Raw genomic sequence first — 19,687 nt, 5'->3', positions numbered from 1 at the left:
CCAGGTTGAGGAAAGTGAGCGGTTATAAACACCTGCCAGAACTGCGTGAGATCATGAAACGGGCTCTGGCGGGGAAGATAATGGTGAAAGCGGCGTGACGGTCATGCCGGGAGTTTCAACTAAAAAAGGGATTGACTCCGCCTGCCGGAAAATGGGCGTGAGCCGCCGCCACTACTACGACATCAAGAAAGCCATCGAGGAGGAAGGTCTTGATGGCCTGCTGGAGAAGTCACGCCGGGAGCCGAGGATAGGCAACCGTGTTCCCGCCGAGGTGGAGAGATCGCTGCTCGACTATTCTTTACAGTATCCCACCCATGGGCAGGTTCGCGCCGCCAACGAGCTTAAAAAGGCGGGGCATCATATAAGCGCTGGCGGGGTGCGTTCAGTATGGATGCGGCACGGCATCGCCACCAAGGGATTGCGGCTCAAGCGTCTGGAGGCGTTCTCCGCCAGCGAGGGGGTTGTTCTCACGGAATCCCAGGTGGCGGCCCTTGAGGACGCCAAGCTGGAGAAGGAAGCCCACGGCGAGGTGGAAAGCCCTCATCCCGGCTTTTTGCTGGCGCAGGACACGTATTACGTCGGTACGATCAAAGGCGTTGGGCGCATCTACCAGCAGACGGCCATAGACACTCACGCCAACGTGGGCTTTGCCAAGGTCTATCATGAGAAAACTGCGCTGACCTCCGCCGACGCTCTCAACTGCGGCGTGTTGCCGTTTTATGATGAGCGGGGCATCAGGGTTCACCGCGTTCTGACCGACAACGGAGCGGAGTTTTGCGGACGGGGCGAACAGCATCCCTACGAGCTGTTCCTGAGCCTCAACGACATTGAGCATACCCGGACAAAACCCTATCATCCGCAGACCAACGGATCTGTGGAGAGGTTGAACCAGATCATCCAGGAGGAGTTTTACAGCGTGGCGTTCCGCAGGAAGCTATACGGCTCCGTCGATGAGATACAGGCCGACCTGGATATTTTTATGGCCTGGTACAATGCGGAGCGGACGAACCAGGGGCGCTATTGCAAGGGGCGGACGCCGCTCCAGACCTTCACGGACGGTTTGGAGCTATATCAGCGGTATGTTTATGAGAACGAAATCGTGGGGAATCTGGATGCTGCGTAGTATTCTGTAACAGTCTTGCCGGAAGGCCAACTGTAAACGCGATTTTTAACTAGCGCAGATAATGGTGGCAAGTGAAAGCCGGGTCTTTGATCTGTCCTGAACACTAATTGCGTTTACAGTTGGCCTTCCGGCAAGACTGTTACAGAATACTACGCCGCATCCTGGCAAATTAGGTCCCTCACTCCTCCTCTTCCTCCTCCTCCTCTATCTCCCCTGCCTTCACCGGGCCTTTCAACAAGTAGCCTTCTATAAACCCGTCTATATCCCCGTCCAGCACGGCGTTCACGTTGCCGCTTTCGATGCGGGTCCGCAAATCCTTCACCATCTGATACGGTTGCAGCACATACGACCGGATCTGGGAGCCCCACTTGATCCCCTTTTTCTCCCCGGCCAGTCCGTCGAGTTTCGCCCGCATCTTCTCTTCCTCAATGGCGAACAGCTTGCCCTTCAGCACTTTTAACGCAGAGGCCTTGTTCTTGTGCTGGCTTCGTTCGTTCTGGCAGGCCACCACTATCCCGGTGGGTATATGCGTTATCCGCACGGCGGAGTCTGTCGTGTTCACTCCCTGGCCCCCGGCGCCGGAGGAGCGGTACACGTCCACCCGCAGGTCGTCGTCTTTTATGGTTATCTCTATGTCGTCGTCTATCTCCGGGGTCACCGCCACAGACGAGAACGACGTGTGCCGCCGCTTGTTGGAGTCGAACGGGGAGATGCGCACGAGCCTGTGCACCCCGGCCTCCGCCCGAAGATAACCGTAGGCGTATTCGCCGGAAACGATGAACGTCACCGACTTTATCCCCGCCTCTTCGCCCGGAAGCAGGTCCACAATCTGCGTCTTGAATCCACGCCGCTCCGCCCAGCGAAGGTACATCCGCATCAGGATTTCGGTCCAGTCCTGCGCCTCTGTCCCACCGGCGCCGGGATGGATTTCCACGATGGCGTTGTCCGTGTCGTGCTCGCCGGAGAGCATGGCGGCAAGCTCCACCTTCTCCGTCTGGGCGGCCAATGCGCGCATCTCCCCGGCCACCTCCGCCTCCATGGCCGGGTCGGATTCCATTTTCAAAAGCTCGGCCATCTCGCGCACGTCGTTAAGGCGTTTTTCAAGCGCGCGGTATCCTTCCACCGCCTTGGTGATGGCGGAACGGCGCTTCATCACGTGCTGGGTGGCCTCCGGCTTGTCCCAGAAACCGGGGGCGGTGATCTTTTTGTCGAGAGAGGCTAGTTCGGAAAGTTTTGAATCCAGGTCAAAGATGACCTCGGAGCCGGTCGAGTTTAACGGATGTCTGGTCAAGCAGGGCGGTGAATTCCTCGTTCATTTTTTCCTTTTAGCGGGTTTTGCTGCCTTGGCCTTTTTCTTCGCCACCGGCTTGGCTTTCGCCGGTTTCTTCTTTTTTGGCGAAGGTTTGGATTTCGCTTTTACGGGCGCCTTTGGTTTTGCTTTGGCGGACGCCTTGGGTTTTGGCTTGGCCGCCGCTTTTTTCGGAGCGGGGGGCGGCGTTGCCTCCCCCTTGGCCACAAGGGCGGACTTCACCGTTTCGTTGGCTTTCACAAGGTCCATCACGTTGGCAGTGGCGAATTCGTTGATGGCCTCCTCCACAAGCAGCAGCACGATCTTTCCGCCGGGCGTGGCGATACCGGGCACGTCCGGAATCGGTATCCGTTTGGCGTAATGATGTTTCAGCCTTTTTTCAACCTCCGGCATGGTGTACAGATCGCTTTCCTTATACTGATATATGAGCTTCACATAATCCCGCTCTTTATACTCCACTTCCGCCGTGCTCTGGACGATGTTCTCCATTTTCGATTCGGCCGGTCTCTTCGCGCACTTGTTCATCAGCTTGACCACTTCCCGGAAATATTTTTCGATGGTTGTGCGCCGGGGAAGCATGTCCTGCGGGATTTTGGAGCTTATCTCGAACACAAAGTCCGCATTTTCCACCTTGCAGGGGCCTATTTCATACGTTATACCCTTAATCGAAAAACGGTTTTCCTTTTTCGAGGTATGTTTGACCCTCAATTCGGCGCGGACTTGCTCCAGGCTTTTGTTTATATGCTGCAAAAAGAGGTGGTCTTTTAAAGCGCCCATAGGGTTTACATTAAACTCATTGTTTTATTGTTTCTTCACCGCTCTCAACGATGAAGGATAGCAAACCGGCGTAACTTGTTCAATTATAAACGCCAAACCTCTCCGCAAAAAGCGCTTTTTTCACTTTCTGGCACTTTTTATCATATTTTGCCGGCATAGCCTATTTATTAGGCGCCGAGTAGCGGTATGCGAATAAAAAAATGACGGTTCCGATGAGGAGGTATCGGAACCGTCTTGGCCTTAAGTTTCCTGGAAACTGCTTTCCAGACCGATGGTTATCAGGCATCGGTGAGCGTCCAGCCTGCAGGATGAGGCGCCTGTCAGACTTTCTCGCTCACACCAGATAGTTGCATCATACGTGCCAACTTGAGAAGTTTTTATCTCTTTATATTTCAAACACATAAAAATTTTGCGAATCTGAAATGACGTATCCTTATGCATTCTCATTCAGGTCTATCACCGTCAATTTCCCAACGGTCAGCACTTAATCGTATGATATTCAATAATTTATATCAAGGTACGAAAACGTGGCGCCATTAAGCGCTGCGGTAAATTCGTAGCGGCTCAAATCCGGCCATTTGTCCACTTATCCGGGATTGGCGGTCTTGATATACCCTGCTATTGATTCGGCCTGACGGCGCTCCAGCCACTTGAAAGCAGGCATCCGGCCACCTCCATTGAGTATCCTGTCCGCAATTTCGTTTTTTTCGAGGATGGTGGGCGAATCGCGGGTCAAAATCAACGCCGGGGGAGGATCCATTTTCGAACCTGCAGGCGCAACTCCATCGCTCCCTCCGTGGCAGTGCCGGCACAGTTGCCCATACAACTCCGCTCCGGTGCGTTCCATCTTTGCCTTCACCGGCTGGGCCGGGCGAGCATTCGTAAAATCCTTTTCGTGGCAGGTGAGGCATTCGCTCCTGGCCTTCCTGCCATCGTGGCATTTGGCGCAGAAATTCATCGTCAACTCCACCCCTTTATATATCTCGTCCATACTCTCCACAGCTCCATGGCATTGGGAACAGGGGGTCTTCGCCGCCTCGTGCGCCTCATGGGTAAACCTGGTGTTCGGCAAAAGCCTTGCCACCGGCGCCCATGCAATCCCTGCGGATGGGATCATGGACTTAAGTTTCATTATCTCAGGCGATCCTGGTTTCACTTCCCTGTGGCACTTTAAACAAGCTTCCGCATCCGGCGATCCCGCCTGCGCGCCGGTCATCGCTCCGGGATGGCAGTAAAGGCAGCCGATTTTGTTATCGGTGACGTGGAGTTTGTGCGAGAACGGCACAGGCTGGGCCGGCGGCGTGTTGTTCCCGGTGGATGGGACGCACGACGGCAGAAACAAGAGGATGGACAGCGCCAAAGTCCATCCGCATGCGGCCGGAAACGCTCCCGGCGGCGTTTCAAAGGGATTTTGGAGCCGATACACCTTTTACAGACCGTTTATTAGAGATTGTCAGCAGGCAAGAGGCGTTCGCCTCGTTTATGGAACGTCAGGCCGCGCCGCATGTTGTTTTTCGTATCGCTTGGCCTCGGTGGCGAAACAAAGCGCCCATGCGTTAAAGGATGATTGGAGCCCTCGCACCCCTTTGAATACTCCTCCTTTGACCACAAACTCCCGGAGGAACGCCGCCAGAGGGGGAAATACAAGGTTTGCGGCCGATTCGAGTGAGCCGCGCACAGGCGCAGCCGATTGACCTGAAATCGACTCGGTGGACTTTGCGTCCACCAGTTTCACCGCGTCCGACTGGAGTTCCAATCACTCCTCCCGCTTCTTGTCCAGGTCCTTCATTTTCACCCACAACGCCCCCATGAATCCGATGAAGACAATCCACGCCACCACAAGGGCGACGCGGCGCACCTTAAGTTCGGAGCGCATTCCGCTGGTGGTCTCGCTTATGGCCTGGGCCGACAGGATCAGCCCTTCGGACTGCTTTTTCACCGCCTCCACATTGAGCTTGTGGGTGAGGGTGTGCAGTTCCTTGAGCCCATCGAGGGTCTTGGCCATTTTCTCTTTCAGGTCGGAGGTCTCAAAGCCCCCATGGGCGTTCCCCTCAAGCTCGTCAAGCGACCGCTTGGCGGACTTGACGGCCGCGGAGGCCGCTTCCACCACCTGTTTCAGGTCCTTGCCCGCCAGGTACGCCGGGGATTTCTCGTCGTGGCATCCCACGCAGTCGTTGTCCTTGTCGCCGGTGAACTTTTCAGGCGCGGGGCGCTCTATGTCGTGCCAGTTGTGGCAATGCAAGCAGACAGGCTCCCCCCCCTGCTTGAAGGCGGTGTAGTGCTTGCTGGACTTGTAGTATTCCGCCTGCTGCGCGTGGCAGTTAAAGCAGACGGTTCGCGTCCGCTCGGTCTTGGCCGCCTGCACGTCATGGTTGCCGTGGCAGTCAAAACAGGTGGGCACCATAAGGTCCCCCTTGGCGAAAAGCTCATAGTGCCTGCTTTTCTTGTACAGCTCCAGTTGGTCCGCCTTTTTGCCTCTCTTTTCGAATATCTCTTTTTTGGAGTGGCATACGCCGCATGTCTCCGGGACGTTCTTCCTAGCCACGGTCGCGTTGGGGTCCTTCACCTTTAGTATCTTGTGCTTGCCGTGGCAGCTTATGCAGGTGGGCGCCTCCGTGTCCCCGGAGGCGAGCTTGCGGCCGTGGACGCTGTCCGAATAAAGGGCGAACTGGTCGGCCCGAAGGTTGTGGGTCCGCATCATTTTCGCGTCGGAATGGCATTTGGAGCACAGTTTCGGAATGTCCTGCGGCTTGGGCTTGCCGATGAACCCGGCCGATTTTTCCATGGACAACGCGTCGTCATAAGGATTGCCGCCGTGGCAGTCCGCGCATTTTACCCCGGCGTTGCGGTGGGCGGACTCCATCCAGTCGTTGACGGGAGGGGTCAGCCGCTCGTCGGCGATGTCCCTATGGCAGTTCACGCAATTATAGTCGGCCGGAACCACCGATTTGTCCCCGCCGGAAACGGAAGCCGGAGGAGCGGATGGCGCGGCAGGCTCCTGCGCGAACGCGGGAGCGGCGAGAAAAAGAAGCGCAACAATGGCCGTCAACAGGCCTGGCATTCCAAATCGTCTCATACGGAAGGACGCTTTCCCTCGTAAGTTACACAGCCAGCGTGTCACAATGTCCACCGGCATATGTGGACCTGGCGCCGACGTAAAAAGCGGGGCGCGCCATGTTAGACGCGCCCCGTATGCAATCATCCCGATCCGGCCCTCGCGCAGGCAAAGCGCTGGTGGCCGGCCTGGTCATCGTCCGCCTTATTTCACCTTGATGACGAAATCGGCCCTGCGATTGAGCTTGCGCCCTTCCCTGGTCTTGTTGGAATGGGCGGGCTTGTCCTCGCCGTAGCTGATCACCTCTATCCTGTCGGCGTTGATCCCCTGCTCGATCAGGAACTTTTTCGCCGATATCGCCCTGCGCAACCCGAGCTTCTGGTTATAGCCCTGTGTGCCAATGGAGCAGGTGTGCCCTTCGATCACAAAGGACGCGCCCGGATTGGCCTTGAGCTTCTCGGCGTTGGCCTTGAGGATATTTTGCGCCTCCGGAGTCAGGTCGGACTTGTCAAACTTGTAATGGACGCCCTCAAGCGTGATCTTGGGCGCCTCTGTCACCTCGGGCTCTTCTTTTTTCACTTCTACAGGGGCCGCCTCCGCTTTGGGAACGTTGAGCACGCCCCTGGGCTGGCCCAAACCAAGGCCCATGGTGACCCCGGCCATCCACATGTAGTTCGGGCTGTTGGAGCCGGAGCCGCCCGTCCACGATCCGTAACCGGCGGTCAGGCTTCCCCAGTCGCCCATGTAATACCTGGCGCCCACCATATACTTGCTGGAGTCATCCCTGCCTGCCACCTGGCTGGCCCAGCTGTATGCGTTTGCCTCGGCCAAAAAGCTCAAGTCCTTGATCGGCATGTATTCGACGCCGGCGCCGTAGGTGGTCTGGTTGGCCAGCCCCTCTTCCTGCCTTGACACATAGCCGAGGTTGGCGTGCCATGTCACCATTTCATATTCCTTGTCCAGCGCCAGTGTGAACGCCGGATCGGACTTGCCTGTGCCAAGCCCCTTGTCCTTGTCGCCCGTGGCCAGTGTGGTGGAGACTATGCCGCCAAGCCTGAAGCCGAGGTTCTGTGAATTGAAAAAGTTCCATTTGATCCGGACGATCCCGTCGCCAAGGCCAGACTCGCTGCTTCCGCCGTTCTTGGCCTCGGCCCTTACGAAGGGGACTGCGGCCGAAAACTCCAGATTGTCCTTAAAGCCGATGGTAAAGGAGAGCGGAACCGACGCCATGTCCAGCTCCTCGCCCTTGCTGGCCACGCCGGCGCTGTCATGGTTGGAGGTGTCATAAAAGGCGCCCACTCCAAAGTGGATATCTCCAAGGGTCCTGGCCTTTTGAACGTTGAAAAGACCGCTTCCGCCGTCAACCGCGACCTGCGCGTTGGCGTTTGTGGAAACGGCGGCCGCGACGGCGCAAGCCAGTGTGATTATGACCTTAGCGTATTTGAACATACAGCCTCCGATTCGTCTCAAGATATTTACGCAAGCCGGATGTTGAACAATCCGATAACCCCTCGTTAAACAACCGCCTCATTTCAGGCTGTATAATACCAAACAGTCGTCCTTTTGCAACCTAAATCTTGGAAAAATCAACGTATTCCCCCGAACCAGGCGTTTTTTTCCGGGAGGAAGGATTGCCCGCGTACCGCTGTGCGGAATAAAGGCAAACAGGCTCCATGAAATGGACACATTGTTATGGAGAGGCGTTCGTGTTACTTTTGTTTATCCGGAATCACTAATGGAGACTTTGAAATGAAGCAGTACGATTTCAAGCCTGTCTTGCTGGGCGTGATACTAGCCCTGCTGGCCATTCTTGGCGGAACGCTCCACGGAATGTCTTTCGGGGCGAAAGAAGAGAGCATCAAGGAACACTTCAAGACCACCGCCGGGTATCATATCGCCGAACACGGCTCCATTGAAAACGCGAACAAGTCCATAGAGGACGCGTGGAAATACTTGAAACGCGCCCACGAGCATTTCATGGGGCTGGGGACGGCGGCGCTGGCCTTGTCCATTTTCGCGGGACTTTCCCCGGCGGCGGCGGCGGTGAAAAGAGTGGTTTCCACCGCGGTGGGGCTCGGGGCTGTCATTTATCCATCTTTCTGGACCCTCACGGCGTTCAAGACCGCGCAGATTGGAGGCCACGCCGCCAAAGAATCTCTGGCCATCATGGCGCAGGCTGGGGCGGGATTGTTTTTCCTCGGCCTTCTTGGCACGATCGGCGTCGCGGCAGGATGGGCCTTGGCCAAACCAAAAGTCTATTAAGAAATAGCGGTCGCTCTGGCGCGGGTCACACCGGCGCCAGGGTCACCCTGTTCTTCCCGTCGGCCTTGCTTTTATAAAGAGCCTTGTCCGCCGCCTCTATGAACTTTGTGTCCGTGGCAAGTCCGTCCCATTGGCAGACCCCGAGGCTCACCGTCACGCGCAGCGTCTTGCCGCCGAATTCCACGCAAAGCCCCTCAACGCCGCTTCTTATCTCTTCGGCAACCGCCATGGCCGCCTGTGCGTCCGCGCCTGGCAGCAACGCGGTAAATTCCTCACCGCCGTACCTTGCGGCCAGGCCGCGCTTGCCCACTGTGCCGGCCAGTGTGGCCGCCACGGACTTAAGCACGGCGTCACCGGCCTTGTGGCCGTGAGTGTCGTTGAATTTCTTGAAAAAGTCTATGTCGAAAATCACCAGGGAAAGATCCGATCTTTTCCTTTTCGACTCCTTCTGCATCTCCGCCAGTATGTCGTGGAAGTGCCGGTGGTTGTAAAGCCCGGTGAGCCCGTCGGTGATGGAAAGCAGTTCCAGCTTGTCCTTTAGCACCTTCATCTCTTCGTAGGCTTTCTCCAGGTCGTCAAAAAGCCGCTTGCTGTTCAGGTGCGCCCGCATCCGCGCAAGGAGCACCTCCTCGTCGAAGGGCTTGGTCAGAAAGTCCGCCACTCCCGCCTCCAGCGCCTTTAAGGTGCTTTTCTTCTGCGTGTCGGCGGTGACCATGATGATCCTGATGTTCTCCGTGTCCCGTTGCGACTTTATGATGCGCGTGAGCTCGTAACCGTCTATCCCGGGCATGTTGGCGTCCATGAGGATCAGGCCGGGATTGAACCGGCGTATTTCGTCCATCGCCGTCGTGGAGTCGCTGACATACTTGAAATCGAAATTATGTTTGGCAAATATCTGGGCGTACATCTTGTTGACTATCGGGCTGTCCTCCACGGCCATCACCTTGTCCCGGCTGGCCGCCGCAGGGACCTTGTTAGATTCAAAAAGGCCGTCCACGAAATCGAGCAACAGGGCGCCGTCGCAAGGCTTTTCCAAAAAACCTAGTACGCCCGCCCCTGCCCCGTCTTTCCTGGTGTTCTCGTCACCGGCCATCACCAGCAGCGCGGCGGGGATTTCCTTTGTGGTCTTGGCGGCCCGCAGGATATGGATGAAAGATACTCCGTCCATTTCCGCAAGCTTGTCGTCAACAATGGCCAACGAGAAATTCTCCGAGTGGGCGGCGTGGAGAGCTTCCCTGGCCGAACTATGGACGGACAAGAGGTATCCGGAACCGGCGAGGGCATCCTCGGCGGCCTGTATCACTGCGTTATCATTTGCCGCCAGCAGAATCTTTTTCAAATGGCGGCTTGAGTGCTTTTTGTCCATCGGAACCGGACTGGTTGACCCATAAAACGCGAATCATACCATAACTTGCGGATGTTGAATGGACTTGCCACAATTGGCCCAATGACAATACAATGCGGGAAAGGCAGGCGCGACGGGGAGCGCCGCGTTCTTCCGCCGGTCAGGCGATGTGTTGCAAGTGGGAACATACTAACAGGGGGACTTATGCCAAAACAGACCATGTACACCTTGAGCCACTCGGACATTCCAAAACAATGGTACAACATCCTGGCGGACGCGCCCAATCCGCCGCAGCCGCCGCTGCATCCGGGCACGGGCCAGCCCATCGGACCTGCCGATCTGGCGCCCCTTTTCCCTATGGCCCTTATCGAACAGGAGGTGAGCGCGGAGAGGTGGATAGACATCCCCGAAGAGATACTCGACGTGCTGGCCATGTGGCGTCCGTCGCCCCTTTACAGGGCGCACAGGCTGGAGAAGGCAATCGGCACACCCGCGAAAATTTTCTATAAATACGAGGGAGGCTCCCCCGCCGGAAGCCACAAGCTCAACACCGCCGTGGCCCAGGCGTATTACAACAAGAAGGCCGGCATCAGGCGGATCGCCACGGAGACCGGCGCCGGGCAGTGGGGAAGCGCCATGAGCTTCGCCTGCCAGATGTTCGGGCTGGAAGCGCTGGTTTACATGGTGAAGATAAGCTATCAGCAGAAGCCGTACCGGCGCTCCATGATCAACTGCTGGGGGGCCACGGTGATCCCCTCCCCTTCGGACACCACTAACGCCGGGCGGGGGATATTGGCGAAGTATCCGGACTCCACCGGGAGCCTGGGCATCGCCATATCCGAGGCGGTGGAAGTGGCCGCGACAAACGCGGACACGAACTATGCCCTGGGCAGCGTGCTAAACCACGTACTCCTGCACCAGACGGTGATAGGGCTGGAGACGCAAAAACAGATGGCGCTGGCCGGGGCGTATCCGGACGTGGTGATAGCCTGTTGCGGCGGCGGATCGAATTTCGGCGGACTGGCCCATCCATACGTGTGCGACAAAATTCACGGAAAGAACCTGCGGATCGTGTCGGTGGAACCGGCAAGCTGCCCGACGCTGACCAAGGGGATATACTCCTATGACTTCGGCGACACGGCCCAGATGACACCGCTTATCCCATCGTTCACATTGGGCCACGACTTCGTGCCGCCCGGCATCCACGCAGGCGGCCTGCGCTATCACGGCGTGGCGCCCATCACAAGCCAGCTTTACCTTGACGACCTTATCGAAGCGGCGTCCTATCCGCAGACGGAGTGTTTCGAGGCGGCGGTGACATTCTGCCGGTCGGAAGGGATCATCCCGGCGCCCGAATCGTCCCACGCCATCCGGCAGGCCATCGTGGAGGCGCAACGGGCGAAGGAAGAAGGGAAGGAAAGAACGATATTGTTCAACCTTTCCGGCCACGGCCATTTCGACATGGCGGCGTATGACAGCTATTTCGCCGGGAACCTGGTGGACGACAGGATGGACGAAAGCGGTGTTGAGCGGGCGCTCAAGGCCATCGAGCCTCTGCCCAAGCCGAAAGGTTATACGGGAAGGCCGCGCGAACTGGCGATGAAGTAGGCGGTGACTTTTTGTGGGGGCGCGGCGCAAGCGGCGCCCCTGCTTCGGTTGCCATCCAGGGTGTGCTTCACCCTGGGGTCCTCAACATGTATATGACGGCGGGGTGACGCCTTCGGCTCAAAACACCCCGCCGGCCATCAACCGCGATTTACTGCCTGGTCCATGAACTTGGCCCGTTTCCGTCATTCCAGTCTATGGTTGCCGTCTTATTGTCGCTGGAAACTGTAACGGTTGCTACCTGGATTGCTTCACCTGAACCGCTGCAACCGGTGGCGCTTGTAATTGTCCAAGTTATAGTCCACGGATTGCCGCCGGTAACGGTAATTGAGCCGCTGGCACGACAATCGGAGGTATCAGTAGTATATGTCAGCGTGGTTTCAGTGAAAGTGAGAGTTAATGTGCCCGTAGATATTGTGCTTAGCCACGTTCCCACATATGTCGCCACGGTGGAACTGGCCGCGCCGCCGCTGGTTGTGCCGCCACCCCCGCCGCCGCACGCTGAAAGTGAAATCAGAAAGATAACGCTTAGCAAACAGGCTATCTTCTTCATGACGCCCCCCCTCCCAATAAAAGGTTCCACTGGTCACCGCGCCACTTTTATACAGCCATAAAAATGGTTATGCGTACTTCTTTTTTATGATTCCCCCTAACAGTAATATACCCCCCCCCCCCGAAAAAACAAGGTTTGCAATGTTGGCAAGGGATTCATGGCTTGCGGGGGTGTTGTTTTCGCCCCGGTATCCTCCTATTTGGAGCGCGGGTATCTTGCCCGCATTAATTACACGGAGCCTCGACGGCTCCGTGTAACCACAAATTAGTTTTTTGCAAGTCAAAGGAACCTTCGAGGCTCCTTTGACTTGTTGCGGGCGGGACGCCCGCGCTCCCAAGGGATGGCGTCGAAATGCGGCCAATAACCGCTCCGGTTTTTTTACCGGGCCACGCGGCTTTTGGACGATGCGTCCATGAAACGCCGCAGAAGATGGTTGATCCTGGTCTGATAACCTTTGCCACCCTTCTTCAGCCATTCAACCACGTCAGCGTCCAGCCTGATAGTGACCGTGAGTTTTTTCGGCGGCCAGGTCACCAGCGCTTTTTTGAAAAATGACGCGTCCAGCGGCGGGATGTCAGAGTAGTCGATGTCCTTAGTCCTTGAGCGCGTCAATCCTCTTCAAGCCGCTTTTGACAGATTTTCTTTTCACGCTCATTGGCTTTTCCTTTTTCAACGCCGTATCTCCGTCCCTACTCCTTTGTCCGTGAATATCTCCAGCAGCGCGGAGTGTTTCACCCGTCCGTCTATGATGTGGGCCTTTTTCACCCCGGCGTCCAGCGCGCCGAAACAGGCTTCTATCTTCGGCAGCATCCCGCCTGTGATGACCCCTTTTTCCACCAGTTTTTTCGCCTCCGCCTCGGTGAGGGTGGAGATAAGCTTCTTGTCGCCGTCCAGTATCCCCGCCTCGTCGGTGAGCAGCACAAGCTTGTCCGCCTTTAGCGCCCCGGCCACGGCGCACGCCACGAAATCGGCGTTGATGTTGAACGTCTGGCCGCCGGGCGCGCAACCTACAGGTGCGATCACCGGGATGAATCCGCCTGCCTCCAGGGTCCTGATGATGGTGACGTCCACATTTGTCACTTTCCCGACCATCCCCACGTCTATAATCTCCGGCCGTTCCACCTCGGGCCCTGTTTTCTCCACGAACATCTTTTCGGCAGTCAGAAGGTTCCCGTCCTTGCCGGAAAGCCCCACGGCCCGCCCGCCGTTTTCGTTGATAAGGGCGACGATCTCCTTGTTCACCTTCCCCACCAGCACCATTTCCACCACGTCTATGGTCTGCTCGTCGGTCACCCGCATCCCCTGGACGAACCTTGTGGGAATGTTCATCTGCTTTAGCGCATGCCCTATCTGCGGCCCGCCGCCATGCACCACCACCGGGTTCATGCCGATGTGTTTGAGCAGTATCACGTCCCTGGCGAAGACCTCCTTTAGCTCTTCTTCCACCATCGCCGCGCCGCCGTACTTGATCACGATGGTCTTGCCGGAAAAGGCCTGCATGTAAGGCAACGCCTCGGCCAGGACCTCGGCCTTTTTGACAAGTTCCGGTATTTCTTTCATATCTCCAATCAGCGCCCCAAACGCGATGTTAAATGAATGTTGATCCGCCGGATGTATATTGCAACAGGCGGATGGAAAAAACAACGGGGCAAAAAGCGATGAACAGGCAGGGCTCCGCCATCCATAAAGATTCATTGCAACTGCTTGATTTAGAAAGCGTCCAATTCGATATTCTTCGCCGTCGCTTTATTGCGCCGGCAAAATAAAAAGTCTATTATTAATTTGACGGCCCAATAAGAGGGCGCTGGCCGCCCGCCATATTGCTGTTCGAGGTGAAAATGTGTCCCGCGGATTATGATAAGCCTTCCGATGCTTTGCCAGGCGGGGCCGATGAACCTTCAGAGAGAAAGAATCTTTTACTCTCCTCGTTCCTGGTCCTCACCCTTTCCCTTTCAGCCACAGTTTGGGGCTGGCTTTCCATAAGGAATGGCGAAATCCGCAGGGCGGAGGTGATCTTCAACTCCCAGACCGACCTGTTCCTTCATGAAATAGGCGTGTACCGCCTCAATTACGAGCAGACCTTGCGGGGGCTAGCGGCAAACCTTGCCGTGAACAGGACGGCTGACGGAAAAACGGTGGCCCTCTACGCCGGCGCCATAGAGCCACTGGACAACTATGCAGCCCTAAGGGAAATAGGGTACGCCGCAAAAGGAAAAGACGGAAAGTTGCGTGTGGTCCAATTCGGAGCCATCAATGGCAAAGGGTTCTTGAGGCCCGGCCTGGACCTGTCCTCAAATCCGGCCATCGCCGAGGCCATAGGCCATTTGGAACGAGGCGCGGACACGGCGGTCTCCGGCAATATCAACGGCCCAGACGCCGCCGGAAAGCCGCGCAACGCCCTTGTTCTGATGGTCATGCCGGTCCGGAAGGGAACGCCGGGCGGCGGCGCGCAGGAGATTGTTTTCCTCACGATTGACGTCTATCCATGGGCGCTGCACGCCATGAAGACGGACATAGGCGTAAATTACACAAACATTTCGATATACGACATAACCGGCGGGCAGGAAGGCGAATTGCTGTACGCCAACATAAAAGGGCAAAGCCCGAATGAAATGATGATGGAAAGACAGTTTTTCAAGTCCGTCCAGGTCAACATGGGAGCCCGCGTGTGGCTTGTGAAAATATCTGCGGCGGACATGTTCAGCAAACGTTTTGGAAACAGCAGGCCGGAGCTTGTCCTGGCCGGGGGCGCGGTAATCAGCCTTTTGCTGTTCGGGATCACCTGGTCGCTGGGCTCTTCGAGACGGCGCGCCGTTGCCATGGCCGGGCAAATGACATCCGCGCTCAAGCTTGCCGAAGAAAAGTACCACGACATTTTCAATGTGGCCCCCCTTGGAATATTCGTGTCCACATTGGACGGGAAGCTGCTGGAGGCCAATCCGGCACTGGTCAGGATGGGTGGCTTTAATTCGGCGGAAGAATTCAAGGCCGCTGGCAACGCCGCTGATTTTTACGCCGAACCCGCCAGCAGGGACGATTTCGTCAAACTGCTTCGCCAGTCCGGCGGGGAGACGGTGACATTTGAATGCGGGCTTAAGCGGCGGGGTGGAGACATTTTCACAGGAAGGATCAACGCCCGGCTGGCGCACGACGGCAGGATGGGCGGGCAGGTGATAAAAGGGACAATGGAGGACATAACCGTTTACAAGAAGGCCCAAGACGAACTTACGCTGACAAAGGAGACGGCCGAAGAGGCCACAAGGCTCAAGGACAAGTTCATTTCACTGGTGGCGCACGACCTTCGGTCGCCGTTCACCTCGGTCATCGGGCTGCTTGCCGTCGTCGAAGGCGACAAGAGTCGAGACATGGCCCCGGAGAGCCGCGAAATCGTCCGTAAGGTGATCGAGACCAGCAAGCGCATGCTCAGAATGATCGAGGACCTTTTGAGCATCAGCAGGATACAGACCGGCAAGATCGTGCCCAGACGGCGGTTCTTGGAGGCGCGTACGCTGTTGGCCGAGGCCATAGGCTCGGTGAGTCATATGGCCTCCGGAAAGGGCGTTGAAATCGTCAACGACATCCAGGCGGAGATGAGGATATTCGCCGACCGGGGGCTTATGCTCCAGGCGGCCGGCAACGTTTTGTCCAACGCGATAAAATTTTCGCGCAGGGGAAGCCAGGTCACTGTCTATTCGCCTCCGGGGGAAATGGACGCCATCGCGGTCAAGGACAACGGTGTGGGCATAAACGCCGCCATCCTCCCGAAGATATTCATCCACGAGGAAAAGACCAGCACCGTGGGCACAGCGGGAGAACAAGGGACGGGGCTTGGCCTTCCGCTCACCCGGGACATCATCAAAGCGCACGGCGGCGATATCAGCGCCGTGTCCGAAGAGGGGAAGGGAAGCGAGTTTGTGATGACGCTCCCCCGCAAAATGCCCAACGTGCTCATCGTGGACGACGAGCCGGTGGTGCTGATGCTGCTGCGCCAGTACCTGTCGAAACTGGACGTGAACGTCATGGCCGCCGGGGACGTGGACACAGCCATGTCCATACTCCTGAATACGGAAATCCATCTGGTGATAACAGACCTTCGCATGCCCGGCAAGGACGGCTTTGCCCTGATAAAGAGCATCAACACGGCCGGGGTGAAACCGGCGCCGGTGCTCGTGCTCACAAGTGACGACAAGATGGAGACCCGGGACAAGGCGTTTTCCATGGGAGCCGACGACTTCATCACCAAGCCCATGACCGCCAACGACCTTATCCCCCGCGCCCGCAGGCTTATCATGAGCATGGACTGGTGAGTGGAAGGGGACGTATCTACGCCATATTGGTTTACCGGTAAACATCCTTGCGATGCCCGAGCTTGATGACGAGGATTATCAACTCCCTGTCCCTGATATCATAAATGATTCTGTGATCACCCACCCGGATACGCCAGCGGTTCCCCTCGTTACGAAGTTTCTTTGCGCCGGAAGGACGGGGTTTTGAGGCCAGGGCGTCCACCGCGCGGGCCACCCTGGACCGGTCCCGCTTTTCCAGCCGTTCCATGGCATCGGCGGCGGAGGGAAGAACTTCCACCCGCCATTTCATTTGCCAAGGCCGAGCCGCTGTTTGGCCTTCGCCCAGGGAATCGGTTTTTCACCTTTTGATTTCATTTCGGCCAGGGCTTTTTCCGCTTCGTCAAAATCGGCCAAATCCTCCAGCTTTTCGAGGAGGTCCATATCCTGCATGGGCACAAGGGCGGCCACGTCCTTGCCCCTTTTCTGGAGGACAATCCTTTCCTTGCCATACGCGACCCTGTTGACGGTGTCCGCCAACACTTCCCGCAAAACGCTGGCCGCTATGCGCGCCATGGCTTAACCTCCGGTGATTTGTACAATTGGTACTATATGTACAGAATGGCAGATTATGGCGGATCGGTCAACCCTTTTGCCGGTGGAACCGCGGCGTCACACTATCCTTCCCCCCACGATATCCCCTTGGCCGACCGTTGACCCGGGCAGGACGATGCAGTCGCGCAGCGTGGCTCCCGTTCCGATCCTCGCCCCGGAATGGATGGCGACACTGGGCCCGATGGACACGCTATCTCCGATCTCCACACCGGGCTCCATATAAACAGGGGGCGATATAAGTGATGAAGCGGGCGCCGTCCCCTTATGCGCATTCCCCCCGTCCGCCCTGAGCGCCTCCATCACCACCGCAAAGTAGTCCGCCGACGTCCCCACGTCTACCCATGATGAAGTGACTTCCATGCCGTATAGCCCCTCGCCTTTGACGGTCATCGGAGAATAGACCTCGCTGGAAATGTCCACTGCGCGCCCCGGGGGGATCATCGCAAAAATCTCCGGGGAGAGAACGGAAAGGCCGGTGAACATGAATTGCTTTTCTTTCCCGGTGTGGCCAGGTCCGGCCGTCTTGACATAGCGCACCACCTTCCCGCCATCGTCCACGCACAGCGGGCCGTATTTTTCCGGATCGGGATTTTTACGAAGCGCCAGCGCCGCCACAGCTTTGCTATCACGGCGGAACTCGGCCAGCGCAACCCAGTCTATATCGGCGATGATGTCCGAATTGATCACCGCGAAATGATCGCCGGCAAGCCATCGTTCGGCGTTCTTTATCCCACCCGCCGTGCCGAGGATGGCCTCCTCGCGGGAAACGATGGTCTCCACCCCGAAATCGTGGGACGCGATCCATTCCGCCATCATGTCCGCCAGGTGATGGACGTTTATCACAATGCGGCGGGGATTCATTTTCAGCGCCGTCTCGACCGCGTTTTGGAGCAGGGTCTTTCCCAGCACGGGGAAAAGAGGCTTTGGGATGCGCAGTGTGTGGGGCAAAAGCCGCGTGCCAAGCCCCGCCGCCAGGATCATGGCGTTCATTTAATTTCCCTCACTTTTCCGCGCAGCCGATTCCGGGGTGAAGAACACCCCGGAAAGCGTCCTATGCGCCTGTCATTCTGAGCCGCAGGCGAAGAATCTCCATAACAAAGAGACCCTTCACTGCGTTCAGGGTGACAGCAGGCATTTAACAACCTGCCGTCACCCATTCGGCCGGCCTGTCAGAACACCGACAACCTCATTTCGCTGACAATGATGGCCGCGTTTATGCCGCTGTATGCGCTGTTGCCGGGATTGCCCACTCCGATGGAGTCGGCCCCCGAATATGAACCGTCTGTCGGCACGGAGGCGGTCCACACAGTCTGGCCGCTCCCGGCGTCCATGGCCGTCAGGCTTACGGTGGACGAGTTCCACTGGATGTCGAAGTAATAGGTGGCGCCCGGGTCCCAGCCGATGCCGGTGGATATGTCATGATGCTCGCAGAAGTTTGAGCATGTGCCGTCGAACCTTTGCGAGATGAGCCGGGCGTTGTTCGTGCCGTCGTTGAACAGGTCTATCTGGAAATTCCCCTCTTTGCCGGACGGGGTCACCATCTTGGCGAAGAAGAGGAAGAAGTCCCTGGAATTAAGGGCGCCCGCGTCCAGCCCGGTCACCTTGAAGGAGACTCTGCCGCTGGCGAACGATGGGGCGCCGGAGGTGTTGAAGAAATATCCGCCGCCGCTGGTATATGAGTATGGGCCGCAGTCCGCCGTGGTCCACACGGAGCCGGAATGGCCGGTGACGCTGTTACAGGGGGTGATGGAAATGCCGCCGGTGGTCCCCGGGGTGGAGGAGATTTCCCCGGAAAGGTCGCTCTGGGCCCATGTGTTGGCGGCGGCCACCCTGTAATAGTACGCCTGCCCGTTGGTCAGCCCGGTGTGCGTGTACGAGGCGCCGCTCACCTGTATGGAATCATGGGCCGTGGTCACCCCGCCGGTGGTGTTCCAGTAAAGCAGGTAATAGTCCGCGTTGGCCGCCGCGCCCCAGCTTAACGACACCTCGCCGGACGCCGCCGTCGCCGTCAACCCGCTGGGCGTTCCCGGCTTTACGAACGGTGTGGCGGAGACTTCTTCGGACATCTGGCTTTCCGACCCGGCAGAGGCCAACGCGCACACCCGGTAATAATAGGTCTTCCCGTTGACCAGCCCTTCATGGGTATATGAGGTGGACGGCGTCTCCATGGACTGGTCGGAAGTGGTCACCCCTCCCCTGTCGTTCCAATATATCCTGTAGCTTGCCGCCCCGGTCAATTCACCCCAGCTTAAGAGCACCTTGGCCTCTCCTCCGGCGGCCCGGAAGCTTGAAGGGCCGTTGTCAAACTTCACGTCGTTTTTCACGTTCACGGAGCATGCGGCAAGCGCCAGGAAAACCAGGGGGGCAAATTTTCTGATCAACAATTTGAATCTCTCCATATATGCCGGTTTAGCGCTGCGCGGTCCGCCGGATTGGCAAGACCTCAAGCGCCTAAGTTGTTTAGCGCAATTTGCGTGCGACTTGCAAAAGTATAGCAAATATCCAGCGCCGCAGTAGCTCCTTAAATTCTGGATATGATTGTATAGCCGTTGTTTTTCTGGTGTCCGGCGTTGTTAATGACGTTTTTGAAACGAACTGGAGGCGGCCGGATACATCGATTGTTGGGAGACAAATGGTTTGCAACTAATCGGGAAGATCAGGGTTTTTCCGGGATATATCGGGATTCCAAAGCCTTACGCCTCCTAAATCCTCCCCGGCGCGCACGCTTTTGAGTTTGTCACTTTCTGTGGAAAACTCGTT

General features: G+C 57.2%; 19 protein-coding genes. 6 read left to right on the top strand and 13 right to left on the bottom strand.

Features of this window, described 5'->3' with window-relative positions:
- Positions 1-103: 103 nt before the first annotated feature.
- Positions 104-1,123 carry an IS481 family transposase gene (locus HZB29_00525; protein ID MBI5814079.1) on the top strand — a complete coding sequence of 340 codons (1,020 nt, stop codon included), beginning with the start codon at positions 104-106 and terminating at the stop codon, positions 1,121-1,123.
- Positions 1,124-1,301: 178 nt separating this feature from the next.
- Here the strand turns inward: HZB29_00525 and prfB are convergent.
- From prfB to HZB29_00495, 6 genes are all read right to left on the bottom strand, one after another.
- Positions 1,302-2,439, bottom strand: a protein-coding gene (prfB, locus tag HZB29_00520; protein ID MBI5814078.1) for a peptide chain release factor 2 whose coding sequence is annotated in 2 segments (ribosomal slippage) — positions 1,302-2,378 and positions 2,380-2,439 — 1,137 coding nt in all. Because the reading frame shifts where the segments join, the coding sequence is not laid out codon by codon here.
- Positions 2,436-3,140, bottom strand: a complete 705-nt coding sequence (locus tag HZB29_00515; protein MBI5814077.1) for a hypothetical protein — start codon at positions 3,138-3,140, stop codon at positions 2,436-2,438. Before HZB29_00515 ends, prfB begins: the two co-directional genes overlap by 4 nt.
- A gap of 655 nt (positions 3,141-3,795) precedes the next feature.
- Positions 3,796-4,569 carry a c-type cytochrome gene (locus HZB29_00510; protein ID MBI5814076.1) on the bottom strand — a complete coding sequence of 258 codons (774 nt, stop codon included), beginning with the start codon at positions 4,567-4,569 and terminating at the stop codon, positions 3,796-3,798.
- Between the two features lie 120 nt (positions 4,570-4,689).
- Positions 4,690-4,965: a hypothetical protein gene (locus HZB29_00505; GenBank protein MBI5814075.1), complete on the bottom strand. Its 276-nt coding sequence runs from the start codon at positions 4,963-4,965 to the stop codon at positions 4,690-4,692.
- Positions 4,966-6,258: a cytochrome c3 family protein gene (locus HZB29_00500; GenBank protein ID MBI5814074.1), complete on the bottom strand. Its 1,293-nt coding sequence runs from the start codon at positions 6,256-6,258 to the stop codon at positions 4,966-4,968.
- Positions 6,259-6,468: 210 nt separating this feature from the next.
- Complete coding sequence (locus HZB29_00495; GenBank protein ID MBI5814073.1) at positions 6,469-7,713, bottom strand: OmpA family protein; 1,245 nt, start codon at positions 7,711-7,713, stop codon at positions 6,469-6,471.
- A gap of 300 nt (positions 7,714-8,013) precedes the next feature.
- Here HZB29_00495 and HZB29_00490 point away from each other — a divergent pair, with 300 nt between their 5' ends.
- Entirely contained in the window at positions 8,014-8,526 is a 513-nt protein-coding gene (locus HZB29_00490; GenBank protein ID MBI5814072.1) for a hypothetical protein, read from the top strand.
- 25 nt (positions 8,527-8,551) lie between these two features.
- Here the strand turns inward: HZB29_00490 and HZB29_00485 are convergent, their stop codons facing one another.
- Positions 8,552-9,892 carry a diguanylate cyclase gene (locus HZB29_00485; protein ID MBI5814071.1) on the bottom strand — a complete coding sequence of 447 codons (1,341 nt, stop codon included), beginning with the start codon at positions 9,890-9,892 and terminating at the stop codon, positions 8,552-8,554.
- A 183-nt stretch (positions 9,893-10,075) separates the two neighbouring features.
- Here HZB29_00485 and HZB29_00480 point away from each other — a divergent pair, with 183 nt between their 5' ends.
- A complete protein-coding gene (locus HZB29_00480; GenBank protein ID MBI5814070.1) occupies positions 10,076-11,479 on the top strand; it encodes a TrpB-like pyridoxal phosphate-dependent enzyme in 1,404 nt (467 codons plus the stop codon).
- Positions 11,480-11,688: 209 nt separating this feature from the next.
- Entirely contained in the window at positions 11,689-12,090 is a 402-nt protein-coding gene (locus HZB29_00475; GenBank protein MBI5814069.1) for a hypothetical protein, read from the top strand.
- Between the two features lie 317 nt (positions 12,091-12,407).
- Here HZB29_00475 and HZB29_00470 read toward each other — a convergent pair whose 3' ends face one another.
- Together HZB29_00470 and argB are read right to left on the bottom strand one after the other, a co-directional pair.
- Positions 12,408-12,641, bottom strand: a complete 234-nt coding sequence (locus tag HZB29_00470) for a BrnA antitoxin family protein (protein ID MBI5814068.1) — start codon at positions 12,639-12,641, stop codon at positions 12,408-12,410.
- Positions 12,642-12,698: 57 nt separating this feature from the next.
- On the bottom strand, positions 12,699-13,580 hold the full coding sequence (argB, locus tag HZB29_00465) for an acetylglutamate kinase (GenBank protein MBI5814067.1): 882 nt from the start codon (positions 13,578-13,580) through the stop codon (positions 12,699-12,701).
- Between the two features lie 41 nt (positions 13,581-13,621).
- Between argB and HZB29_00460 the strand changes: the two genes are divergently transcribed.
- Positions 13,622-13,795, top strand: a complete 174-nt coding sequence (locus tag HZB29_00460; GenBank protein ID MBI5814066.1) for a hypothetical protein — start codon at positions 13,622-13,624, stop codon at positions 13,793-13,795.
- 72 nt (positions 13,796-13,867) lie between these two features.
- Positions 13,868-16,336 (top strand): response regulator, encoded by a 2,469-nt coding sequence (locus HZB29_00455; GenBank protein MBI5814065.1) that lies wholly within the window; start codon positions 13,868-13,870, stop codon positions 16,334-16,336.
- A 31-nt stretch (positions 16,337-16,367) separates the two neighbouring features.
- Here HZB29_00455 and HZB29_00450 read toward each other — a convergent pair whose 3' ends face one another.
- From HZB29_00450 to HZB29_00435, 4 genes are all read right to left on the bottom strand, one after another.
- Entirely contained in the window at positions 16,368-16,625 is a 258-nt protein-coding gene (locus HZB29_00450; protein MBI5814064.1) for a type II toxin-antitoxin system RelE/ParE family toxin, read from the bottom strand.
- On the bottom strand, positions 16,622-16,888 hold the full coding sequence (locus HZB29_00445) for a type II toxin-antitoxin system prevent-host-death family antitoxin (GenBank protein MBI5814063.1): 267 nt from the start codon (positions 16,886-16,888) through the stop codon (positions 16,622-16,624). Before HZB29_00445 ends, HZB29_00450 begins: the two co-directional genes overlap by 4 nt.
- 96 nt (positions 16,889-16,984) lie before the next feature.
- Positions 16,985-17,917, bottom strand: a complete 933-nt coding sequence (locus HZB29_00440) for an NDP-sugar synthase (GenBank protein MBI5814062.1) — start codon at positions 17,915-17,917, stop codon at positions 16,985-16,987.
- A 179-nt stretch (positions 17,918-18,096) separates the two neighbouring features.
- Positions 18,097-19,308: a fibronectin type III domain-containing protein gene (locus HZB29_00435; GenBank protein ID MBI5814061.1), complete on the bottom strand. Its 1,212-nt coding sequence runs from the start codon at positions 19,306-19,308 to the stop codon at positions 18,097-18,099.
- Between the last annotated feature and the right edge of the window lie 379 nt (positions 19,309-19,687).

The organism is Nitrospinota bacterium (assembly GCA_016235255.1).
Taxonomy (GTDB): domain Bacteria; phylum Nitrospinota_A; class UBA7883; order UBA7883; family JACRLM01; genus JACRLM01.
Note: the sequence above shows the minus strand (reverse complement) of the source record. Positions and strands in the feature narration are given on the sequence as shown.